This window comes from Streptomyces sp. NPDC050636 (genome assembly GCF_040654775.1).
Classification (GTDB): Bacteria; Actinomycetota; Actinomycetes; order Streptomycetales; family Streptomycetaceae; genus Streptomyces.
In genome coordinates this window covers 30,381-52,296 of record NZ_JBFAIP010000007.1, presented here as the reverse complement: position 1 = coordinate 52,296, position 21,916 = coordinate 30,381, and the positions used below count along the sequence as shown (strand labels likewise).

Below are 21,916 nucleotides of genomic sequence, written 5' to 3'. Positions count from 1 at the left end.
CGGCGAAACGCCGTAAAGCGGATGAGATCCGCCACGCCGGGATGTTCCGGTCAGCACCGGACCCCGACGGTGCATCGGTGCGGCCTTCAGGTCTATGGTTCGGTTCCCCGGCGTATGCCATCGGCACGGCGGGACCGGACCAGACGCGACGGCTGAGGACGACCCGGCCGGAGCCGGGGGAGGGCGGACGGCCGGATAGGAGTCGGCACGTCACTGGGAGCTTTCAGCATGGACCCGAACACCCACCGGGGACCTGAGGAGTACGGCGAGCAGGGCCGTACCGCCGAGCCGCCGCTACCCGCGTTCGGCGGCCCGCAGGGCGGCACCGGCGGCCCGGCCGGCTCCGGCGGGCAGGCCCGCGTCGTCCGGCTCGTCGCGAGCGGCTACCTCGTCACCGTCAACCCCGTCGACGGCAGCGAAATAGAGCCCTGCCCGCCCGGAGAGCGCCCCGCCGCGCCCGTAAAGCTCGGGCCGCAGGAGCGCACCGAGGCCGCCCAAGCCGCCGCGCCCCCGCTGCCCCCGGGGCAGCCCGGATTCGCCGGGCACGAGATCCCCCTGGAAGAGCGCTCCGAGGAGACCGAGCGCCTGGTACGGCTGCTCTCCCGCGGCCGGTCCGTACGCGTCACCGGCCCCTCCGGCTCGGGCCGCACCCGGCTGCTGGACGCCGTCGCCACCGCCTGCGCCGAGGTCGCCCCCGACGGTGTGGTCCGGCTCTCCGGCTACCACCGCACCCCCACCGACCTGCTCTACGCGCTGTTCGGCGCCGTCTACGGCGCCCCGCGGCACCGCCCCGACCGCCCGGAGCTGCTGCGGCTGCTCGCCGGCATCGGCGCGATCGTCGTCCTGGACGACCTGGAATTCGGCGGCGCCCCGCTCGACGAGATGCTCGCCGCGACCCCCGAGTGCGCCTTCCTCCTCGCCGCCACCCCGGACGTCCCGGCCCCCAGCCCCGACTCCCACCTCGAAGAGGTGTTCGTCGGCGGTCTCGGCCGCGGTGCCTGCGTACGGCTGCTGGAGCGCGCCGTGGACCGGCAGCTCACCGACGACGAGGAAGCCTGGGCCGCGGACCTGTGGTTCGAGTCCGAGGGGCTGCCGCTGCGGTTCGTGCAGGCCGCGGCGCTGCTGCGGCAGCGCGACCAGATGCGGGCCGGACCCGGCGCCCTCGACGACGGCTACGGCCTGTTCCCCGACGAGTCCAAGGACCCGGGCGGCGACTCCGCCGACCGGCCGGACGTCCCGCTGCCGTCCCTCGGCGACGCCACCTCGCCCGCCCCGCTGCTCGCCGCCCGGCTCGGCGCCGCCGCCCAGGAGACACTGCGCTTCGCGGTCGCCCTCGGCGGCGAGCTGCCGCACCAGGCGCATCTGCCCGCGCTCACCCAGGACACCCACGCCGACGCCGCCCTCGGCGATCTGCTGGGCTGCGGCCTGATCAGCCCGGCCGGCACCCACTACCGGCTCGCCGCGACCGTCGAGGAACAGCTGGCGGCCGCCGGGTACGAAGCGGGCGCCGCCGCGCGGGCACATACCGCCGCCCAGCACTACGCCTGGTGGGCCGGGCACCCCTCGGTCACCCCGGAGCGTGCCGCCGCCGAGTCCGACGCGGTGCTGGCCGCGATGGGCGTCCTCACCGGCAGCCGGGAGTCCGGCCACGCCAGCGCGGCGGTGCTGCTCGCCCACACGGCGGCCCCCGCGTTCGCCGCGGCGCTGCACTGGAGCGCCTGGGAGCGCAGCCTGCGGCACGGCCAGGAGGCCGCGCGGCTGGCCGGCGAGGTCGCCGAAGAGGCCTACTTCCACCACGAGCTGGGCGTACTGGCGCTGTGCACCGGCAGCCTCGACCGGGCGCGCGCCGAGCTGGAGGCGTCCATCGGCCTGCGCGGTGTGCTCTCCGACCGCAATGGCGCGGTCGCCGGACGACGGGCACTCGCCCTGGTCACCGACCGCACACGGGCCACCTCGGGGGCCACTCCGAAGATCGGCTTCCCCAAGGTCACGGCCAGCGCGCCGGCACCGGCGGCGCGGCCGGACTCGGCCACCACGCCTCCTGACGCCGTGTCGACCACGGTGCTGCGGGCCTCGCGAGCCGAAGGGACCGCATCGACGGTCGCCAACCGGGTCACCCCGGTCACCGCGGTCACCGCACCCACCACGGCCCTCGCGGGCGCCACCGCCGACCCCGGTGGCGAGAGCGCGGGCACCCCGGCCAAGCGGACGGCGTTCCGCGGCGGGCGGCGCAACCTCTTCGCGGCCGGTGCCGGCGCGCTGCTGGTGGCCGTACTCGGCACCGTCGTGACCATCGGCGCGACCTCCGGCGGCGACGGCGCCGAGAGCGACCAGGTCACCACCGAACAGACCACGGACGACAGCAACCCGGACTGGCCCGTCGAACAGCCCGGGTCGAGCCTGCCGCCGTCGGGCTCCCGTACGGCCAAGCCCGGCACCCCGAGCCACAAGGACAGCGCGTCCCCGTCGGCCGGCGACCCCGCCACCAGCGGCTCGCCGACCGACCCCAGCACCGCGCCGACGGGCCCGACGTCCGGACCCACCGAGCCGACCGGCAGGCCCACCACACCCACCAGCAGGCCGACCGCGCCGACCCACAAGCCGACCAGCAAGCCCACCGACCCCACACCCACGGACGAGCCGACCGGCGACCCCACGGACCCCACGCCGACCGACGAGCCCACGGGCGGCCCGACGACCCAGAGCCCGCCGGAGAGCACCAACAGCGCGTCCGGCACCCCTGAGGCCGCGGTGCCGGCCGGCGACACCTCCTCGCCCTCGTCGTCCGCAGAGAGCAGCCCGTCCGCAGGCCAGGACACACCGACCGCCTGACGCCCCTGGGCGGCCGCCCACGGAGAGCACAACGGCCCGGTACGAAACCGGCCGCCATCAAGGCGGGCCGGCCGCGTACCGGGCCGTTTGCGTGTCTACCGCGGTCTCTGCGAGGTGTGCCGCGGCCCCTGCGGGGCCGACCGGTCAGAACAGCCGCAGCTTGTCGTCCTCGATGCCGCGCAGCGCGTCGTAGTCCAGCACCACACAGCTCATACCGCGGTCGGTGGCCAGCACCCGCGCCTGCGGCTTGATCTCCTGAGCTGCGAAGACACCCTTCACCGGGGCCAAGTGCGGGTCGCGGTTGAGGAGTTCGAGATAGCGGGTGAGCTGTTCCACGCCATCGATCTCGCCACGCCGTTTGATCTCGACGGCGACGGTCTGGCCATCGGCGTCCCGGCACAAGATATCCACCGGCCCGATGGCGGTGGGGTATTCACGCCGAATCAACGAATATCCCTCGCCGAGGGTTTCGATCCGGTCCGCGAGCAACTCCTGGAGGTGCGCCTCCACACCGTCCTTGATGAGGCCGGGGTCGACGCCGAGCTCGTGCGAGGAGTCGTGGAAGACCTCCTCCAGCGTGATGATGAGCTTCTCGCCGCCCTTGTTCTCCACCGTCCACACATCGCCGTCCCCCTCCTTGAGGGAACAGGGCGGGGACATCCAATTGAGCGGTTTGTAGGCCCTGTCGTCCGCGTGAATGGAGACGGAGCCGTCCGCTTTCACCAGGATGAGGCGGGGGGCCGACGGGAGGTGGGCAGTGAGCCGGCCCGCGTAGTCGACGGAGCAGCGGGCGATGACGAGACGCATGGTGCGCCACGCTACTCGACCGGAGGGCACCCGCGCGATTCGCCCTTGGATCATGGTGCCTTTACGGGGGAAACCCCCGCACCCCCGGCGTTCGGTAATGGCCGGTTGTATGTGCAATCTCCTGGTGCGGGCCTCTTGCGCGGCATAACGTTGAAGCAGGGGGTCGTGATGCGAACACGCTCTGTCGCGATTTCCCCTTGTCCCATCCCTGAGGTCCCGTCCCGGCGGGGCCGCGAGAGGAGAACCTCATGTCGCTCGACGTCTCACCGGCCCTCCTCGAACAGGCCGAGCGAGGCGAGGTCGACGAAGCCGCATTCGTCGACTGCGTCCGGAACTCCCTGCCCTACGCATGGGGGATGATCAGCTCTCTGGTGGCTCAGCTGAAGGTGGACGGCGGCGAGTTCGCCGACAATCAGACGCCCCCGCCGGACGAGCAGGCGCGTGGCCAGCTGCTGCGCGCGCTGGCGAGTGACGCCATACGTGGTTCGTTGGAGCGCCACTTCGGTGTGCGTCTCGCCTTCCAGAACTGCCACCGGGTCGCGGTCTTCCCGCTCGACTCAACCGTGGACGACCGCCTGGCCCGATTCACCTCCATTCGGGGTCAGCTGCTGAACCAGTCGCCCGAACTGCGCGACTGCTGAACGGAGTTGCTGCCGCTGCGTCCCATCGCGTGGGCACGCGCGAGGCCCGTGCGTCAGCGGCAGCAACCGCACCGCCGGACGATGTCCCCCTCGGGGTCACCCCAGCTGTGGCAGGACTTCGGAGCCGAGCCGGCGGACGTTCTCCTCGGTGGCGGCGAGGTCGCCGGAGCCCTCGACGAGCAGCGCGAATCTCCTGACGCCGGTACGCTCCGCCGTCGCCGCCAGGCGGTCCGCGCACAGCTGCGGCGGGCCGACGGGATGCAGCCCGCACAACAGCTCCGTATAAGCCACCGGATCACGCATCGCGCGATAGCGGCCGTCGACCGTCACATGCGCGCCGAGCCCCTGCCGCAGCCAGCCGGGCATCGCCTTCGTCAGCGTCTCCTTCGCGTCCCTGCGGGCATCGGCGATCTGCACCACACCCGCCGAGACATGCTCGGCCGCGGCCACCTCGTCGCCGTCCCGGCCCGCCTCCCGCGCGGCCGCCCGCCACAGCGCGACCATCTCCGCCTTCTCCTCGTCGCCGCAGTGCATGCCCAGCAGCATCGGCAGCCCGCGCTCGGCGGCCCGCCGGACCGTCGCGGGAGAGGTGCAGGCGAGCACCACCGGCGGCCCGGCCTTCCCGGCGGCCGGACCGTGCAGCGCCTGATCCGGCCGCGGCACGACTGCCACCTCCCGGAACGCATAGCGCTCGCCCGCCGCGCCGACCCGTGGCTCGCGCAGCCAGCGCAGCAGCAGATCGAGCGACTCCGGGAAGCCGTGGTCGTACGCCGCGAGGCCGGTGCCGAAGACCTCCAGGTCCACCCACGGGCCGCCCCGGCCGACACCGAGCGTGAAGCGACCTTCGGAGGTGAGATGCAGCAGCGCCGCCTGCTCACCGAGCGCCACCGGATGCTGGCTGGGCAGTACGCTGACGGCCGTCCCGACACCGATCCGGCGGGTGCGTCCCAGCAGCAGTGCGGCCAGCGTCACCGCATTCGGGCAGACGCCGTACGGTACGAAGTGGTGTTCCGCGAGCCAGACGTCATCGAGACCGGCCTGTTCCGCGACCTCCGCGGCGCGCACCGCGCGGTGCAGTGCTTCCCCCTGTCCCTGACCGGGGAATTGAGCGGCCAGGATGAAAGCCCCAACGCGCATCGCTCTCTGCCTCCTCGCAGCCGACGCGACTCCCCCCTTACAGGCAACAACGTCTGACACGTGCCAAGGGCACGGCCTGAGGCCAAATTTCCCGATGATCGCAGAAATGGCACGGGCAGCGCATTCCGGCCACCCGGCCGCGTACGCTGGTGACAGCCCGTGACCCCAGAGATTTCCCGAGGTGCACAGTGTCTCCGCGTCGAAACCGCCAGCGGGGCGGTGGGAAGCCCACCGACCACTCGGGCGGGGGCCGCTACGGTCTGGAACAGACGGAAGAGTGGCGCGGCGAGGACTGGGTGGTCCGGCAGATCGGGGGCGGCGGGGCCGCCAAGCACTACCGCTGCCCCGGCTGCGACCAGGAGATCCCGCCCGGCGTACCGCATGTCGTCACCTGGCCGCAGGGCGGCGACGTGGACGACCGCCGGCACTGGCACAAAGCGTGCTGGAACGCACGGGACCGCCGGAGCGCGCGGCTCCAGCGGTCCCGTAATGCCCCCAGGTACTGAGCGGTTGAAGCGTCCTGCGTCCTACACGTCGCGCCGGGACTGCGCGGCGAAGGCGCCACCCAGTACGACGGCGGTCACACCGGCGAGGACCCACAGCGGAGTCCAGCCCTGCGGACCTGACTCCGTGCCCAGGAACGGGTTGTCGTAGAGCGTCGCCAGTGAGTTGGGGACCGAGTACGAGATCAGGGCCTTGCTGACCTCCTGCAGGCTGTCCGAGCCGAGCATGAAGACCGCGAGCAGCATCGGCAGCAGCACCACACCGAGCATGGCGCTGATGGCGCCCGCGGAGTGCCGCAGCAACGAGCCGACCGCCAGGGCCAGCAGACCGAGCACCGACACATACAGACCGACGCCCACGGTGGCCCGGAACCACTGATCGGTCGTCGGGTCCGGGCCGTACAGCATGCCGTTGAAGATCAGCGCGACGAGGGTCGTGGCCACGGTCGTGATGACGAAGGCGAGCCCGAAGAAGACGATCGCCTTGGCGGCGAGCACCCGCGCCCGGCTGGGGCAGGCGGTCATGGTGGTGCGGATCATCCCCGTCCCGTACTCGGAGGAGATCACCAGCACGCCGAGCGGGATGATGCACAGGGTGCCCAACAGGACGCCGAGGAACGAGAACCCGAGCTTGGGATGGACCTGGCGGTCCGGGCTGCTCAGCGCGAGGGCGGTCATCAGGCCGATGCCGAGGATCAGCACGATCATGACGCTCAGCGTCCAGATCGTCGAGCGCACCGAGCGGATCTTCGTCCACTCGGAGGCCAGCGCATGGCCGAGGTGGGTACGGCGTACCGGGATCGGCGAGACGTAACCGGCGCCGCCGGCCTGCCAGTTGGGGGCCGCCTGCTGCTGGGGCCGGCCCTGGGGCTGGCCCGGTCCCTGGGGTGCGGCGGCTCCGGCGTACGCGGGCTGGTGCTGCGGCTGAGGCGCCTGGGCCGGGGGCTGGGCGGCCTGGAGCATCATCGTGCCGCCTTCATTGCCCGCGCCGTGGGCCGCACTGCCCGGCCCGTGGGCCGCGAGTGGCTGTGGCTGCGGGGCCTGCGACTGGGCCTCGGGGAGCGGCTGCGCCTGGAGCATCATCGTGCCGGCCTCCTTGGCGAGGCCGGGCTGCGCCGGTGCCGGCTGGGCCTGGAGCATCATCGTGCCCGCTTCCTTGGCGGGCGCGGGCTGCTCGGGTCCGCCCGCCCGGGGCTGGTCCTGGGGCTGCTGCGGCGGTGCGGCCGGCGGCATCGGCGGGGCTGGCGGCATCGGCTGAGCCTGCGCGGCGGCGGGGGCGTTCGGCTCAGGCTGCGGCTGGTGCTGCGGCTGCTGAGGGCTGGTCATCGGGCGTCCTCGATGTGCGGCGTGGGCATGTCGGCGGGGGGCATCGGCGAGGGGGCCTGCGGCTGCTGCCCGTACGGGTTGGGCGCGCCGTACGGTGCGGCCCCGTACGGGTGACCCTGGGCGGGCGGCGGATAGCCCTGTCCCGGAGCGGCACCGGGCGCCTGCTGGGCGTACGGATTGGGCTGTCCCTGGGCGGGCGCGTACCCCGGGGCTGAATACCCCTGCGGGGCGGCTCCCTGCTGCGCGCCACCCTGCGGTGCGTACCCGGCCGGCGGCTCCTGCAGCCCGGCCCGCTGGTCGGCCGTCGAGCGGTAGTCCACGGCGCCCTGTGTCAGCTGCATATACGCCTCTTCCAGAGACGCCTGGTGCGGCGACAGCTCCCACAGCCGGACATCGGCCTCGTGCGCGAGATCGCTGATCCGGGGGAGCGGCAGCCCGGTCACCCGGAGCGCGCCGTCCTTCTCGGTCACGACCTGCCCGCCCGCCTCGCCGAGCGTCGAGGTCAGCTTGTCGCGCTGATCGGGCTCGCTGTCGGGGGTGCGTACCCGGGCGAAATCGGCGGAGTTGGCCGAGATGAAGTCCTTGACCGGCATGTCCGCCAGCAGCTGGCCACGGCCGATCACGATCAAGTGCTCGGCGGTGAGCGCCATTTCGCTCATCAGGTGCGAGGAGACGAAGACCGTACGGCCCTCCGCCGCCAGCTGCTTCATCAGATTGCGCACCCAGAGGATGCCCTCGGGGTCGAGGCCGTTGACCGGCTCGTCGAAGAGCAGCACCTGCGGGTCGCCGAGCAGCGCCGCGGCGATGCCGAGCCGCTGGCCCATGCCGAGCGAGAAGCCCTTGGAACGCCGCTTGGCGACGCCCTGGAGGCCGACCACACCGAGTACCTCGTCGACCCGGCGGGCCGGGATGCCGGACAGCTGGGCGAGGCAGAGCAGATGCTGGCGCGCGCTGCGGCCGCCGTGCACGGCCTTGGCGTCGAGCAGGGCGCCGACCTGGCGAGGGGCGTTGGGGAGCTTGCGGAAGGGGTGGCCGCCGACGGTGGCGTGCCCCGAGGTCGGGGTGTCCAGGCCCAGAATCATGCGCATCGTCGTCGACTTGCCGGAGCCGTTGGGCCCCAGGAAGCCGGTGACCGTGCCCGGCCGTACTTGGAACGACAGGTTGTGCACGGCCGTCTTGGCGCCGTAGCGCTTCGTCAGGCCGACTGCCTCGATCATTCTCCGCCCCTCGCGAGATCGTCGGGGCAGAGGCGGCCTCGTGCCCCCGTGAGGGTTAGGAGGCTATCCGGACGTTGACGGTTCCCGTCAATTGGGATGGATGCGCAACTCCCGCTCTCCGGCGGAGCGTCACGCGTCGCGCTGCTTCAGCAGCACAAACCCCCCGGCCAGCGCCACCACCGTCCACCCCACCATGATCGCGAGACCACCCCAGGGTCCATAGGGCACCGGATCGTTCATCGGCGGCACCACCTGCATGATCTTCTGCCCCGCCTGGTCCGGCAGATAGCGCCCGAGTTTCCGGGTCGCGGAGACGTTTCCCAGAATGCTGGAGATCAGGAAGAAGAACGGCATCAGGACGCCGAGCGACAGCATCGCGCTGCGCAGCATCGCGGCCACCGCCATGGAGAACAGCGCGATCAGCGTCATATAGAGCCCGCCGCCGATGACCGCGCGCAGCACACCCGGATCGCTGAGGTATGCGCGGTGGTCGCCCAGCACCGCCTGTCCCGCGAAGAACGCCACGAAGCTGGTCGCCAGGCCGACGACGAAGACCAGTGCGGTAGCGACCAGCAGCTTGCAGAAGAGGAAGGTGGCGCGCTGCGGTACCGCGGCGAGCGAGGTGCGGATCATGCCGGTGCTGTACTCGTTGGCGACGACCAGCACTCCGAAAACGATCATCGCGAGCTGGCCCAGGGCCATCCCGGCGAAGCTGACGTTGGTCGGGTCGAAGACGATCTGTTCCTTGATCGGCTTCGACCCGAAGTCGGCCCTGACCAGGGCGCAGATCAGCATGCCCATGGCGATGGTGACCAGCATGGCGGTGCTCAGCGTCCACATTGTCGACCGCACCGACTTGATCTTCGTCCACTCGGACCGCAGAACCCGTGGTACCTCCGCCATCGTCAGCTCCCCTTCTTCTGCCATTCCGTGCCCCAGCCGCCCGGGGCCGGCTCCGGCGTTCCCGCATGGGCCGCCACCGGCTCGCCGTCATGCGCGTGATACTCCACCGACCCGGCCGTCAGCCGCATGAACGCCTCCTCCAGGGAAGCCCGCTGAGGGCTCAGCTCATGCAGGACGATCTGATGCCGGGCGGCCAGCCCGCCCAGCTGGTCGGCGGGCACCCCGTCGATCTCCAGCGAGCCGTTGCCCACCGCCACCGCCTCGATGTTCTCCGCATGGAGCACATCCCGCAGCCGCTCCGGCTCCGGTGACCGCATCCGGACGTACGACCGCGAGTTCTGGTGAATGAAGTCCGCCATCGAGGTGTCCGCCATCAGCCTGCCCTGCCCGATTACCACCAAATGGTCCGCGGTGAGCGCCATTTCGCTCATCAGGTGCGAGGAGACGAAGACGGTACGACCCTGGGTCGCGAGGTTCTTCATCAGATTGCGGATCCAGTGGATGCCTTCCGGGTCGAGGCCGTTGACCGGCTCGTCGAACAGCAGGATCTTCGGGTCGCCGAGCAGCGCAGCGGCGATACCGAGCCGCTGGTTCATACCGAGCGAAAAGCCCTTCGGGCGTTTCTTGGCGACCGAGCTCAGTCCGACCGTGTCCAGCACCTCGCCGACCCGGGCGCGCGGAATGCCGTTGCTCTGGGCCAGGCACAGCAGATGGTTGAAGGCGCTCCGGCCGCCGTGCATCGCCTTCGCGTCCAGCAGCGCGCCGATGGACGTCAGCGGATCGTTCAGCTGCCGGTAGTGCTTGCCGCCGATCCGGACCGTGCCCGTGGTCGGATTGTCCAGATCGAGCATCATCCGCATCGTCGTGGACTTGCCCGCGCCATTGGGGCCGAGGAAGCCGGTGACGATACCGGGCCGCACCGTGAACGTGAGGTGGTCCACGGCGAGTGTGTCGCCGTAGTACTTGGTCAGCCCCTCAAGCTCGATCATGTACAGCACGCTAGGCGCGCCCCGAGGCCCCCGCCACCGGTGCACAGCCGCCCGGTGGCGGCGTCACACGAGAGCGCCCCCGCACCGCCGAGGGGCGGTACGGGGGCGCGCTGCGCTGTTCTGTGCGACCTGCCTGGCGGCGCCTCCTGGGGGAGGGTCAGCGGGTCTGCTGGGCGGGGACGCCGCGGGAGATCGACTCGTCGTCCGTGCCCGGGGCGCCGGCCGCGGCCACGGCCGCACCGGTCAGCGTCGCCAGCATCTCGCGGACGTTCGTCAGCTGCGCGTTGATGGAGTCGCGGCGGTTCGTCAGCGCCGCCAGCTCGCGCTCCGATTCGCTGCGGATCCGGTCGGCCTTGGCATTGGCGTCGGCCACGATGTCCTCGGCCTGGCGCTGCGCGGTCTCCACCGTCTGGCGGGCCCGGCGCTCGGCGTCCGTACGCAGCTTCTCGGCCTCCAGGCGGAGCTGCTCGGCACGGTGCTCGATCTCGGCCAAACGCTTCTCCGCCTTGGCCTGACGCGAGGCCAGGTCGCGCTCGGACTGCTCACGGCGCTTGGCGAGGTTGGTCTCGAAGTCGGCGGCGGCCTGTGCGGCCTTGGCGCGGGTCTCCTCGAAGAGGGAGTCGGCCTCCTCGCGCTTGGACTGCGCGTCCTTCTGTGCCTCGGCGCGCAGCGTGGACGCCTCGCCCTTGGCCTTCTCGACGATCCGTGCGCCCTCGTCCTCCGCCTTCGCCTTGCGCTCGGCGGCGAACGACTCGGCGTCGTTACGGACCTGCTGGGCGGCCGACTCGGCCAGCTCGCGGTGCTGCTCGGCGGCGCGGCGGGCCTCCTCGCGCAGGTCCTTGGCCTCCTCCTCGGCGAGACGGAGGATCTTCTCGACGCGCGCACCGAGGCCCGCGTAGGACGGCTCGGCGTCATTGACCTGGGCCTGGGCATTCTGCGTTTCGAGGTGGAGTTCCTCGATGCGCTTTTCCAGCGAGGTGATACGGGCCAGTGCGCTGTCGCGGTCGGCGACGAGCTTCGTAATGCGGTCGTCGACCTGACCGCGGTCGTACCCACGCCGCACGAGCTCGAAACCGAAGGGGGAGGAAGTGTCGCTCATGGGGTTCCTGTCGAAAGAGACCGGTGAGGTGATAAGGGGAATCCTAGGGGCCACTACGGCGTGTCATCGAGTCAATGCCCGATTGATCTGGAGAATGACCCCTCGTTCGAGTGGCTACCCCTCAGACTGCTTGCCACTCGAACGAGTTACACCCGCGCCCGCGGCGGCTTTGACGCCCCCGTTTTTACCTTCCGCGCCCCCCGTTGGCGTTTCGAACGATTCCAGCGCTTCCAGAACGTCCTGGACGCGGGAGATTTCGGTGTTGATGTCCTCGCGCCGACGCACCAGGACCTCCAGTTCGCGCTTGCCCTCGGCGATGATCCGGGCGGCCTCCGCCTCGGCCTCGGTGCGCATCCGGTCCGCGTCGCGGACGGCCTGGGCCTTCTTGTTCTCGGCTTCCTTGATCAGGCCCTCGGCCTTCTTCACCGCGGCGATCCGGACCTTGCTCGCCTCGCTGTTCGCGTCGGACACCAGCTGCTCGGCCTTCTCCTCGGCCGCCGCCTGCTGCGTGGTGGCCTGCGCGATGAGCTTGTCGACCCGCTCGCCGGCGTTCTTCATCGTCTCCGCGGACTCCCGGCGGGCCCGGTCGTGCAGCTCCTCGACCTCGGCCTCGATCCGCACCCGCAGCTCCTCCGCGCGCTCCCTGATGGCCGTGGCGTCGCCGCGGGCCTCACCGAGCAGCGTATTCGCGTCCGTACGGGCCTTCTCCACCCGGACGTTGCCATCGGATGTCGCTTCGGTGACGATCCGGTCGGCCTCCTTGCGGGCCGCCGCCACCATCGTGTCGGCCTGCTCCTCGGCGGCGGTGGCCGCTTTCAGCGCCTCCTCCTGAGCCTTGGCGACGAGCTGGTCGGCCTGCTCCGCGGCGTCCCCGCGACGCTTGGCGGCGTCCTTACGGGCCTCGTCCAGAAGCCGGTCCGCCTCCTGCTGGGCCTCCGTCCGCAGCCGCTCCGCCTCGGCCTCGGCGTCCTCCCTGACCTTGGCGGACTCGGCGCGGGTGCGGGTGGCGTGCTCCTGCGCGGAGGTGACCGTCTCGGCCGCCTCGGCCCGCAGCCGGTCCGCCTCGGTGGTGGCCGCCGCGACCATCCGGTCCCCGTGCTCGCGGGCATCGGCCCGGGTACGGTCCGCGTCCCGCTCGGCGTCCGCGGTCGTCTCCGCCGCCTCGGAGCGCAGCCGCTCCGCCTCGCCGGCGGCCTCCGACATCAGCTCGTCGGCCTGCTCCGCGGCGTCCGAACGCGTCTTGTTGGCCGCCTTGCGCGCCTCGTCGCCGGTGCGCTCCGCGTCCGTACGCGCGCGCTCCAGCACCTCGGCGGCCTCGGCCCGCAGCCGTTCCGCGGTCTCCGTCGCCTCCGAGACCAGGCTGCGCGCCTGCTTCTCGCCGTCCGCGCGCAGCCGGTCCGCGGCCTGCTGCGCCTCGCGGACCGTACGGTCCGCGTCGTCCTGTGCCGAAGACGTCAGCTCGGTGGCTTCGGTGACGATCCGTTCAGCCTCCGAACGGGCCTCGGCGATCAGCCGGTCGGCCTGCTCGGCGGCGTCCGTCCGCATCCGGTTCGCGTCGTCCCGCGCCTCGGCACGCGCCCGCGCCGCGTCCTGCTCACCGGACGCCAGCGCGTCCGACGCGTCGGTACGCAGCTGCTGCGCCTTCGCGGTGGCGTCCGCAACCAGCTTCTCCGCCTGCGCGGTCGCCTCCGACACCAGCTGGTCGGCCTGTGCGGCGGCGCCCGTCCGCGCCGTGTTGGCGTCCCTGCGCGCCTCGTCGAGGATGCCGGCCGCTTCCGTGCGCAGCCGCTCGGCCTCCTCGATGGCCTCCGTGACCGTCCGCTCCGCCAGGGCCCTCGCGGCGTCCGACGCCTCCTGCGACTCGCGCCGCACCCGCGTCGCGTCCGCCGAGGCCCGCTCACGCTCGTCGTACGCGTCCGCGCGGACCCGGTCCGCCTCGGCCTGCGCCTCCGACTTGGTGCGCTCCGCGACGTGCTCGGCCGCCGAGCGGAGCCCGGCGATCTCCTCCTCGGCCTGCTCGTGCAGACCCGCGACCGCGTCCCGCACCTGCTGCGCGGTCTGCTCGGCCACCGCCACCAGCTCGCCGGCGCGCCGGTCGGCGTCCTCGACCAGCCGCTCGGCCTCCGCCTGCGCCTCACTCACCCGCGTACGGGCCGACGCCAGCAGCTCCTCGCTCTGCTCGCGCGCCGCGGTGCGCTCCTGGTGGGCCTCCTCGCGGGCCTCGCCCAGCAGCTGCTCGGCCTCCCGGCGCCGCCGCGCGGCCTCCTCCTGGGCCTCGGCCAGCGCCTGCGCCGCTTCCGTGCCGGTGCGCTCCGCGGCGGCCGCCGCCTCCGCGCGCACCCGGTCCGCGGTCTCCTGCGCCTCCGCCTTCAGCCGCTCCGCCTCGGCCGCCGCCTCGCTGCGCAGCCGTACGGCGACCGACTCGCCCTCGGAACGTGCCGCCGAGGCATCCGAAGCGGCCTCCGCGCGCAGCCGCTCGGACTCGTCCTCGGCCTGCTGCTGCAGCGTCCGCAGCCGCTCCGAGGCCTCCGCCTTGAGGCGGGCCGCCTCCTCCTGGGTCTCCCGGCGCAGCTGTTCTGCCTCCGCGCGGGCCTCGCGCAGTGACTCCTCCGCGGCGGAGACCTTGTCCTCCGCCTCGGTGTACAGCCGGGTCAGCTCGGCCTGCGCCTCCGCCCGTCGCTCCTCCGCGGCCTGTTCGGCCTCGGCGCGCAGCCGGCCGGCGGCCGCCTCCGCCTCCGACGTCACCAGCTCCGCGGCCTGCGCGCCCTCGGTGAGCAGCTCCTCGGCCTCCGTACGGGACCGCTCCAGCGCGTCCTCGGCCTGCCGGCGCAGCGCCGTCGCGCGCTCGATGGCCTCCGTCCGCACCCGCTCGCTCTCCGCGACGGCACCCGAACGGGTCTCCTCCGCGTCGGCCTTGGCCTTGCCCAGCAGCTCCTCGGCGGTACCGGCCGCCTCCTCGATCTGCTGGACGGCCTCCCGGCGGGCCTCGCTGCGGATCCGCTCGCCCTCGGCGACCGCGTCCGCCCGCAGCTGCTCCGCCTCGCCGCGCAGCCGCCGTGCCTCCTCCTGGAGTTCGACGGTCTTGGCGCGGTACTCCTTGGTGTCGTCCTTCGCCGCGCCCTTCAGCTGGGCGGCGGTGTCATGCGCCTGCTCCCGCAGCCGGTCCGCCTCGGACTCGGCGTCCCTGCGCAGCCGTTCGGCCTCCTCCGCGGCGGCCTTGGTGGTGGCCTTGGCGTCCTCCGACGCCTTGGTCAGCACCTCCTCCGCGGTCCGTGCCGCCTTCGCCAACTGCGCCGCGGAGTCCTCCGACGCCTTGGCGCGCGCGGTCTCCTGCGCCTCGGCGACCAGCCGCTCGGCCTCCGTCCGGGCGTCCGCGCGCAGCTGCTCGGCCTCCGCCTTGGCCGCGTCGGTCTCCTTGGTGGCCTCGCTGACCAGCCGGGCGATCTCGGCCTTCGCGGTACGGGTGCGCTGTTCGTTGTCCGACTCGGCGGCCGACAGCCGCTTGGAGGCGCTCTGTTGCGCCTCGTCGACCAGCTTCTCCGCCTCGGCGCGCGCCTCGCGCAGCGCCGTGTCGGCCTCCTGGATACGGGCCTCGGCGGTCCGGGTCAGCTCCGCGGCCTGCCGGCGCGCCTCCTCCGACTCGGTGCCGGCGGTGGTCCGCAGTTGCTCGGCCTGATCCGTGGCCTCCTGGGCCTGGTTGGAGGCGGCGGTCAGCAGCCGCTCGGCATCCGTACGCGCCCGGCGCAGGATGCTGTCCGCTTCGGCGCGGGCCTCCGACGCCTCGGTGCCCAGCCGCTCACGGGCCCGCTCGGCCAGCCGCTGCGCCTCGGTGCGTGCGGCGGCCAGCGCCTGCTCGGCCTCCGCCCGGGACTCCTCCATGAGGCGGCGGGCCTGGGACTCCGTACGGGCCCGCAGCTGCTCGGCCCAGGCGACGTTCTCGTTGACATGCGATTCGACGGTCTGCCGGCGCTCGTTGAGCTCCTCGTCCAGCCGCTGCCGGCGGGTGACCGCCTCGGTGTGCAGCTCGGCCTCCAGCCGGGACTGCCGCTCGGCCTGCTCCTGCAGCAGCCGCTGGGTCTGCGCCCGGGCGTCGCGCAGCTCGCGCTCGGCGTCCGAGCGCAGCTGGTCCGCCTGGATCTGCGCGTTGCGCAGCAGCTGTTCGGCCTGGTGACTGATGTTGTCGTAGGCAGGGCGGGTCGCGAGGTTGCGGCGCGCCTCATGGAGCTTGGCGCGCAGCACCTCGACCTGATAGCCGAGGTCGTCGGCGTGCTGGACGGCCTTGTCCCGCTCGGTCTTCAGCCGCTCCATCTCGGCTTCGAACTGCGAGAGGTGGTCGTCAGCCTCGTAGCGGTCGTTGCCCCGCACTGCGCGGTCCCATCCGTCCCCTGGTCATGGTGGCGGCCGTCTCCGTCCTTCTCGCGCTCGTCCCGTACACGTCATGTCGTACCGGATCTGCACTTCTGGAGCTGACCCTTCCGAAGAAATGGTGTCAGATCATCGGCAGAGTATGGACCGAGCCCCACTCCCTTACCCCGGCCGAGGCTGCACTCTACCGGCCGGGGAACGTGAAGGTCAGTGGTCCGTCGGGGCTGCACCGTGATGGGAGGGTGCCGCGGTGACGAGTTCGGTGAGCACTCCGTGGCAGTCCTTGGGGTGCAGGAAGGTGATCCGGGACCCCATCGAGCCGGTCCTGGGCTCGTCGTAAAGGACGCGTACGCCCTTGTCGCGGATGTCGGCGGCGGCCCCGTCGACGTCCGCGGTACCGAAGGCGATGTGGTGGACGCCCTCGCCGTTCTTGGCCAGCCACTTGCCTACCGCGGAGTCCTCCCGGGTGGGCTCCAGGAGCTGCAGATAGGAGGCGCCGCCGTCCGAGGTCTCATTGATCTTGAGCATGGCTTCCCGGACGCCCTGCTCCTCGTTGACCTCGGAGTGGAACACCTCGAACCCGTACGTGGCACGGTAGAACTCGACGGTCCTGTCAAGGTCGAAACAGGCGATCCCGATGTGGTCGATTCGCGTCAGCATGGCTCCAGTGCACCGCTCACACAGGCGGTTACGCAACGTGCGCGCGATCACACCCGCTTGCCGGTGACCCGGGGCGTACTGCTCAGTACATTGACGGGAACCCTCGTTAACTTCCCTGCAAAGGAAGGCCGCACCGCATGTCTGCAACGAACGGCACGAAGCGCACCACCTCAGTGATCGTGGCGGGAGCGCGCACCCCGATGGGCCGCCTCCTGGGGTCCCTGCGGACCTTCTCCGGAGCCGACCTGGGCGGTGTGGCCATCAAGGCGGCGCTGGACCGGGCGGGCATCGGCGGCGACCAGGTTCAGTACGTGATCATGGGACAGGTCCTCCAGGCCGGCGCGGGCCAGATCCCGGCCCGCCAGGCCGCCGTCAAGGCCGGCATCCCCATGAACGTTCCCGCGCTCACCGTCAACAAGGTCTGTCTCTCGGGCCTCGACGCCATCGCGCTGGCCGACCAGCTGATCCGCGCCGGGGAGTTCGACGTGGTCGTCGCGGGCGGCCAGGAGTCCATGACCAACGCGCCGCACCTGCTGCCCAAGTCCCGTGACGGCTTCAAGTACGGTGCCGTGCAGATGCTCGACGCGATGGCCCACGACGGCCTCACCGACGCCTACGAGAACGTCGCCATGGGCGAGTCGACCGAGAAGCACAACACCCGCCTCGGCATCGCCCGCCCCGAGCAGGACGAGGTCGCCGCGCGGTCCCACCAGCGGGCCGCCGCCGCCCAGAAGAACGGGCTCTTCGAGGCCGAGATCACGCCCGTCGAGATCCCGCAGCGCAAGGGCGACCCGGTGATCTTCAGCAAGGACGAGGGCATCCGCGGCGAGACCACCACGGAGTCGCTCGGCAAGCTGCGCCCGGCCTTCGCCAAGGACGGCACGATCACCGCCGGCACGTCCTCGCAGATCTCCGACGGCGCCGCCGCGGTGGTCGTGATGAGCAAGGCCAAGGCCGAGGAGCTGGGCCTGGAATGGATCGCGGAGATCGGCGCGCACGGCAATGTCGCCGGTCCCGACAACTCGCTCCAGTCGCAGCCCTCCAACGCCATAAACCACGCCCTGGGCAAGGAGGGCCTGACCGTCGAGGATCTTGACCTGATCGAGATCAACGAGGCGTTCGCGGCGGTCGCGGTGCAGTCAATGAAGGACCTCGGGGTGTCGCCGGAAAAGGTGAATGTCAACGGCGGTGCGATCGCGCTCGGCCACCCGATCGGTATGTCCGGCGCCCGGATCGTGCTGCACCTGGCGCTGGAGCTGCGCCGCCGGGGCGGCGGCGTAGGCGCGGCCGCGCTGTGTGGCGGCGGCGGCCAGGGTGACGCGCTGATCATCCGCGTCCCGGGTAAGTAAGCGGCAGGACCTACGCGTCCAGGCCCCGTCCCGCGGAGATCCGCCGGACAGGGCCTGGCAGCCAACGCACAACAGCCAAGCCGAAGGAGCCGAGCAGCGATGGTGGACATCCCGCAGCTGGTGGAGCAGGCACGGCAGGGCCGGCCGAGGGCGGTGGCCCGGCTGATCTCCCTCGTGGAGGGGGCGTCGCCGCAGCTCCGCGAGGTGATGGCGGCACTGGCCCCGCTCACCGGCGGCGCCTATGTGGTCGGGCTGACCGGCTCGCCCGGCGTCGGGAAGTCCACCACCACATCCGCGCTGGTGACCGCCTACCGCAAGGCGGGCAAACGGGTCGGGGTCCTCGCCGTCGACCCGTCCTCGCCGTTCTCCGGGGGCGCGCTGCTCGGCGACCGGGTACGGATGAGCGACCATGCCTCGGACCCCGGCGTCTACATCCGCTCGATGGCCACCCGCGGCCATCTGGGCGGGCTGGCCTGGGCCGCGCCGCAGGCCATCCGGGTGCTGGACGCGGCGGGCTGCGACGTGGTCCTCGTCGAGACGGTCGGCGTCGGCCAGTCCGAGGTGGAGATCGCCTCGCAGGCCGACACCAGTGTGGTGCTGCTGGCCCCCGGGATGGGCGATGGCATCCAGGCGGCGAAGGCCGGAATCCTGGAGATCGGCGATGTCTACGTCGTCAACAAGGCCGACCGGGACGGCGCGGACGCCACCGCCCGGGAGCTGAACCACATGCTCGGCCTGGGCGAGTCGCGGGCGCCGGGGGACTGGCGCCCGCCCATCGTCAAGACGGTCGCGGCGCGGGCCGAGGGCATCGACGAGGTCGTCGAGGCGCTGGAGAAGCACCGGGCCTGGATGGAGGAGCGGGGGGTGCTGGGGCAGCGCCGGCGCTCCCGCGCGGCCCGCGAGGTCGAGACGATAGCGGTCACGGCGCTGCGGGAGCGGATCGGCGACCTGAGCGGCGACCGGCGCCTGGACGCGCTCGCCGAGCGGATCGTGTCGGGCGAGACGGATCCGTACCGGGCGGCGGACGAGCTGGTCGACGGGTTGACGAACGGGGGCTGACGAACGGGGGCTGAGGCCATCCGCCCCAGCCCCCGGGCCGGCCCTGCCGACCGCCGCCGTCAGTCGTCGGAGCCGTCGTCGTCGCTGTCGTCGTCACCCTGCGCCGGGGCGGCCGTCAGCTTGCCGGACTGCGGGTCGACGAGCAGCTTGTGCTCCTTGCCGTCCTTGGTGACCGTTTCGACCTCCCAGACGCCCTTGGCCCGGTGGTCGTCGTCCAGGTCGACGGAGGTCACCGTGCCGTGTGCCGCGGCGCTGCGGGCCGCGCTCGCCGCCGTGACCTTGGGGGCCTCGGCGCCCTTGAGAGCGGCCGCCTCCCGGGCGTGGTCGTCATCGTCCTCGTGGTCGATGTGCTGGTTCAGCACCCGCGCGTTACCGGCGTCGAGGGTGAGCTCGTGCCACTTGCCGTCCTTGCCCAGCACATCCACGTCCCAGACCAGGCCGGGGCGGTCCGCGTCCAGGTCGAGCCCGGTCACCGTGCCCGGCACGGCCTTCAGCGCGGCGGCCGCGGCGTCCGGCGCGCTCACCTTGGCGGCCTTGGCCTCGCGGATGTCCTCCTGGCCGTCGTCGTCGCGGCCGTCGTCGTCCTGCATACGGATGCTGGACCGGTCCTGCGCCTTGGACGTGTCGGTGTCCTGCGTCCCCGTGCCGTGCGCCCCTGCGTCCTGCGCCGCGAGCTGCGCCGATGTCTGCACGCCGGACTGCGCGCTGCCCGGCCCGTCGCTGCCGTTGACCGCGACGGCGGTGGCCGTGCCCCCGGCGATGAGGGCGGCCGCGGCGGCGGTGGCGATGATGATGTTGCGCTTCATGACTTCTCCCCGGTGATCGGCTGTGACATCAATGTGGCCGAACCAAGCTGAAGGGGAGCTGAAGGTGCCTGAAGAGGTCTTCAGGTTCGGGGTGGCAGGCTGGCCCCATGCGCCTGTTGATCGTGGAAGACGAAAAGCGGCTGGCCCTGTCGCTGGCCAAGGGCCTGATGGCCGAGGGATACGCGGTCGATGTGGTGCACGACGGTCTGGAGGGCCTGCATCAGGCGAGCGAGGGCGCGTACGACCTGATCGTGCTGGACATCATGCTGCCCGGGATGAACGGCTACCGCGTGTGCGGCGCGCTGCGGGCGGCGGGCCATGACGTGCCGATCCTGATGCTGACCGCCAAGGACGGCGAGTACGACGAGGCCGAGGGGCTGGACACCGGCGCCGACGACTATCTGACCAAGCCGTTCTCGTACGTGGTGCTGGTGGCGCGGGTCAAGGCGCTGCTGCGGCGGCGCGGCCGGACCGCGCAGCCGGTGCTGCGGGTGGGGTCGCTCACCGTCGACCAGGGATCGCGCAAGGTCGAGCGGGACGGTGTGGAAGTGGTGCTGACCGCCAAGGAGTTCGCCGTTCTGGAGCAGCTGGCGCTGCGGGCGGGGGACGTCGTGTCCAAGGCGGAGATCCTGGAGCATGTCTGGGACTTCGCCTACGAGGGCGATCTCAACATCATCGAGGTGTATGTGAGCGCGCTGCGGCGCAAGATCGGCTCCGGGGCCATCGCGACGGTGCGCGGCGCGGGATACCGGCTGGTGGCCGGTGAGTAGGGTGCTGGGCTCCGTACGGGCCAGAGCGGCGGCCGGGGCGACGCTGGTGGTGGCGTTGGCCCTGATCGCGGCAGGGACGGCGCTGCTGTTGGTGCTGCGCGGCAGTCTCCTCGATCAGGTGGATCTGCAGGCCCAGCTCGCGGCGCGCGAGGTCGCCGCGCAGATCGCGACGGGCACCGCCTACGACAAGCTGGACCTGCCTGACGGCGATGAGCATCCGGTGGTCGTCGTCGCCGAGGACGGGCGGGTGCTGGCGGCCGGTGACGATGTGCGTGCCGTGGACGGCAAGCCGGTCGCCGGCGCGGGCAAACAGGTGGGCACCGCGCCGGGTCCGTCGGACGATGACGATGATGACGACGACGTCAGCGGGCCGAAGCCCGGTGAGGTCGACGACGACGAGCGTTACCAGGACGGGACCGCGACCGTCGACGGCAAGGTGGCCGACTACCGGTTCGCGTTGGTCGAGGTCGAGGACACCGGCGGGGCGAAGGCCACCGTGCGGGCGGGCGCGGCGCTGGCTCCGCAGCAGGACGCCGTCGGTACGGTGCGCGACGCCATGCTGATCGGGCTGCCGCTGCTGCTCCTGGTGGTGGCCGGGGTGACCTGGCTGGTGACCCGGCGGGCGCTGCGCCCGGTGGAGGGGATCCGCGGCGAGATGGCCGCGATCACCGCGAGCACGGATCTGAGCCGGCGGGTGCCGGTACCGTCGTCGAAGGACGAGATCGGCCGGCTGGCGCGTACGACGAACGAGACGCTGGCGGCCCTGGAGACGTCCGTGGAGCGGCAGCGGCGGTTTGTCGCGGATGCCTCGCACGAGCTGCGCAGCCCGATCGCGAGCTTGCGTACGCAGTTGGAAGTGGGGGTGGCGCACCCGGAGTTGCTGGATGTGCCGGGCGCGGTGGAGGACACCGTACGGCTGCAGCGGCTGGCCGCGGATCTCTTGCTGCTGGCCCGGCTGGACGCGGGGGAGCGGCCGGCGGACGCCCGGATCGATCTGGCGGCGCTGGTGCGCGAGGAGGGCTCGCAGCGGATCACGGACCGGATTCCGGTTCGGGTGGGCGAGTTGGCGAGCGCGGAAGTGGCCGGGTCCCGGAGCCAGTTGGGGCGGGTGCTGGGGAACCTGCTGGACAACGCGCAGCGGCATGCCGAGGCGTCCGTGCGGGTGGCGGTGGTGCGCGAGGGGGCGTGGGTGGTGCTGCGGGTCGACGATGACGGACCCGGTGTGCCGGAGGCGGAGCGGGAGCGGATCTTCGAGCGGTTCGTCCGGCTCGATGACGCGCGGGCGCGGGATGACGGCGGGGCCGGGCTCGGGCTGGCCATCGCGCGGGATGTCGCGGTGCGGCACGGCGGCTCACTGGCCGTACGGGAGGGCTCGGTCTTCGAGCTGCGGCTGCCGGTGGCGGGTGGCTGAGCGGGTGGCCGGCCGGCGTGGCAGGGCATGCCGGGGCGCGTC

General features: G+C 72.2%; 17 protein-coding genes. 7 read left to right on the top strand and 10 right to left on the bottom strand.

The features are described from left to right. Positions 1 to 228: 228 nt before the first annotated feature. Positions 229 to 2,832, top strand: a complete 2,604-nt coding sequence (locus AB0I10_RS09670; RefSeq protein ID WP_363151817.1) for an ATP-binding protein — start codon at positions 229 to 231, stop codon at positions 2,830 to 2,832. A 144-nt stretch (positions 2,833 to 2,976) separates the two neighbouring features. Here AB0I10_RS09670 and nucS read toward each other — a convergent pair whose 3' ends face one another. Continuing rightward, positions 2,977 to 3,639, bottom strand: coding sequence for an endonuclease NucS (nucS, locus tag AB0I10_RS09665; protein ID WP_363151816.1), 663 nt, complete (start codon positions 3,637 to 3,639; stop codon positions 2,977 to 2,979). Between the two features lie 248 nt (positions 3,640 to 3,887). Here nucS and AB0I10_RS09660 point away from each other — a divergent pair, with 248 nt between their 5' ends. Continuing rightward, positions 3,888 to 4,280, top strand: a complete 393-nt coding sequence (locus tag AB0I10_RS09660; protein WP_363151815.1) for an SCO5389 family protein — start codon at positions 3,888 to 3,890, stop codon at positions 4,278 to 4,280. A 96-nt stretch (positions 4,281 to 4,376) separates the two neighbouring features. Here the strand turns inward: AB0I10_RS09660 and AB0I10_RS09655 are convergent, their stop codons facing one another. After that, positions 4,377 to 5,417, bottom strand: coding sequence for an LLM class flavin-dependent oxidoreductase (locus AB0I10_RS09655; RefSeq protein WP_363151813.1), 1,041 nt, complete (start codon positions 5,415 to 5,417; stop codon positions 4,377 to 4,379). Between the two features lie 188 nt (positions 5,418 to 5,605). Here AB0I10_RS09655 and AB0I10_RS09650 point away from each other — a divergent pair, with 188 nt between their 5' ends. Beyond that, a complete protein-coding gene (locus tag AB0I10_RS09650) occupies positions 5,606 to 5,923 on the top strand; it encodes an ATP/GTP-binding protein (protein WP_363151812.1) in 318 nt (105 codons plus the stop codon). 21 nt (positions 5,924 to 5,944) lie between these two features. Here the strand turns inward: AB0I10_RS09650 and AB0I10_RS09645 are convergent, their stop codons facing one another. The 7 genes from AB0I10_RS09645 to mce form a co-directional block, all read right to left on the bottom strand. Continuing rightward, positions 5,945 to 7,246 carry an ABC transporter permease subunit gene (locus tag AB0I10_RS09645; RefSeq protein WP_363151811.1) on the bottom strand — a complete coding sequence of 434 codons (1,302 nt, stop codon included), beginning with the start codon at positions 7,244 to 7,246 and terminating at the stop codon, positions 5,945 to 5,947. Continuing rightward, entirely contained in the window at positions 7,243 to 8,463 is a 1,221-nt protein-coding gene (locus AB0I10_RS09640; protein ID WP_363151810.1) for an ATP-binding cassette domain-containing protein, read from the bottom strand. Before AB0I10_RS09640 ends, AB0I10_RS09645 begins: the two co-directional genes overlap by 4 nt. A gap of 129 nt (positions 8,464 to 8,592) precedes the next feature. Then, positions 8,593 to 9,366 (bottom strand): ABC transporter permease subunit, encoded by a 774-nt coding sequence (locus tag AB0I10_RS09635; protein WP_363151809.1) that lies wholly within the window; start codon positions 9,364 to 9,366, stop codon positions 8,593 to 8,595. Between the two features lie 2 nt (positions 9,367 to 9,368). Continuing rightward, positions 9,369 to 10,355 carry an ATP-binding cassette domain-containing protein gene (locus AB0I10_RS09630; protein WP_363151808.1) on the bottom strand — a complete coding sequence of 329 codons (987 nt, stop codon included), beginning with the start codon at positions 10,353 to 10,355 and terminating at the stop codon, positions 9,369 to 9,371. A 157-nt stretch (positions 10,356 to 10,512) separates the two neighbouring features. Then, complete coding sequence (locus AB0I10_RS09625) at positions 10,513 to 11,454, bottom strand: cellulose-binding protein (RefSeq protein WP_363151807.1); 942 nt, start codon at positions 11,452 to 11,454, stop codon at positions 10,513 to 10,515. A 114-nt stretch (positions 11,455 to 11,568) separates the two neighbouring features. Beyond that, positions 11,569 to 15,819, bottom strand: coding sequence for a polarized growth protein Scy (gene scy / locus AB0I10_RS09620; RefSeq protein WP_363151806.1), 4,251 nt, complete (start codon positions 15,817 to 15,819; stop codon positions 11,569 to 11,571). Between the two features lie 207 nt (positions 15,820 to 16,026). Beyond that, positions 16,027 to 16,479 (bottom strand): methylmalonyl-CoA epimerase, encoded by a 453-nt coding sequence (mce, locus tag AB0I10_RS09615; protein ID WP_363151805.1) that lies wholly within the window; start codon positions 16,477 to 16,479, stop codon positions 16,027 to 16,029. A 173-nt stretch (positions 16,480 to 16,652) separates the two neighbouring features. On the opposite strand from mce, the gene AB0I10_RS09610 reads away from it, so the two are divergent. Further along, the gene (locus AB0I10_RS09610) at positions 16,653 to 17,828 is read left to right on the top strand and encodes an acetyl-CoA C-acetyltransferase (RefSeq protein WP_363151954.1); all 1,176 of its coding nucleotides are present in this window, start codon (positions 16,653 to 16,655) and stop codon (positions 17,826 to 17,828) included. A gap of 99 nt (positions 17,829 to 17,927) precedes the next feature. Next, positions 17,928 to 18,887, top strand: coding sequence for a methylmalonyl Co-A mutase-associated GTPase MeaB (gene meaB / locus AB0I10_RS09605; RefSeq protein ID WP_363151804.1), 960 nt, complete (start codon positions 17,928 to 17,930; stop codon positions 18,885 to 18,887). A gap of 59 nt (positions 18,888 to 18,946) precedes the next feature. Here the strand turns inward: meaB and AB0I10_RS09600 are convergent, their stop codons facing one another. After that, positions 18,947 to 19,693: a PepSY domain-containing protein gene (locus AB0I10_RS09600; RefSeq protein ID WP_363151803.1), complete on the bottom strand. Its 747-nt coding sequence runs from the start codon at positions 19,691 to 19,693 to the stop codon at positions 18,947 to 18,949. Positions 19,694 to 19,800: 107 nt separating this feature from the next. Between AB0I10_RS09600 and AB0I10_RS09595 the strand changes: the two genes are divergently transcribed. Both AB0I10_RS09595 and AB0I10_RS09590 read left to right on the top strand, forming a co-directional pair. After that, entirely contained in the window at positions 19,801 to 20,463 is a 663-nt protein-coding gene (locus tag AB0I10_RS09595) for a response regulator transcription factor (RefSeq protein WP_363151802.1), read from the top strand. A gap of 4 nt (positions 20,464 to 20,467) precedes the next feature. Next, on the top strand, positions 20,468 to 21,874 hold the full coding sequence (locus AB0I10_RS09590) for a HAMP domain-containing sensor histidine kinase (RefSeq protein ID WP_363151952.1): 1,407 nt from the start codon (positions 20,468 to 20,470) through the stop codon (positions 21,872 to 21,874). The last annotated feature ends 42 nt before the right edge of the window (positions 21,875 to 21,916 follow it).

Bases quoted from the DNA above. Each gene is read 5' to 3' on its own strand.
- AB0I10_RS09670 (WP_363151817.1), top strand. From the start codon at position 229: ATGGACCCGAACACCCACCGGGGACCTGAGGAGTACGGCGAGCAGGGC.
- nucS (WP_363151816.1), bottom strand. From the start codon at position 3,639: ATGCGTCTCGTCATCGCCCGCTGCTCCGTCGACTACGCGGGCCGGCTC.
- AB0I10_RS09660 (WP_363151815.1), top strand. From the start codon at position 3,888: ATGTCGCTCGACGTCTCACCGGCCCTCCTCGAACAGGCCGAGCGAGGC.
- AB0I10_RS09655 (WP_363151813.1), bottom strand. From the start codon at position 5,417: ATGCGCGTTGGGGCTTTCATCCTGGCCGCTCAATTCCCCGGTCAGGGA.
- AB0I10_RS09645 (WP_363151811.1), bottom strand. From the start codon at position 7,246: ATGACCAGCCCTCAGCAGCCGCAGCACCAGCCGCAGCCTGAGCCGAAC.
- AB0I10_RS09640 (WP_363151810.1), bottom strand. From the start codon at position 8,463: ATGATCGAGGCAGTCGGCCTGACGAAGCGCTACGGCGCCAAGACGGCC.
- AB0I10_RS09635 (WP_363151809.1), bottom strand. From the start codon at position 9,366: ATGGCGGAGGTACCACGGGTTCTGCGGTCCGAGTGGACGAAGATCAAG.
- AB0I10_RS09630 (WP_363151808.1), bottom strand. From the start codon at position 10,355: ATGATCGAGCTTGAGGGGCTGACCAAGTACTACGGCGACACACTCGCC.
- AB0I10_RS09625 (WP_363151807.1), bottom strand. From the start codon at position 11,454: ATGAGCGACACTTCCTCCCCCTTCGGTTTCGAGCTCGTGCGGCGTGGG.
- mce (WP_363151805.1), bottom strand. From the start codon at position 16,479: ATGCTGACGCGAATCGACCACATCGGGATCGCCTGTTTCGACCTTGAC.
- meaB (WP_363151804.1), top strand. From the start codon at position 17,928: ATGGTGGACATCCCGCAGCTGGTGGAGCAGGCACGGCAGGGCCGGCCG.
- AB0I10_RS09600 (WP_363151803.1), bottom strand. From the start codon at position 19,693: ATGAAGCGCAACATCATCATCGCCACCGCCGCCGCGGCCGCCCTCATC.
- AB0I10_RS09595 (WP_363151802.1), top strand. From the start codon at position 19,801: ATGCGCCTGTTGATCGTGGAAGACGAAAAGCGGCTGGCCCTGTCGCTG.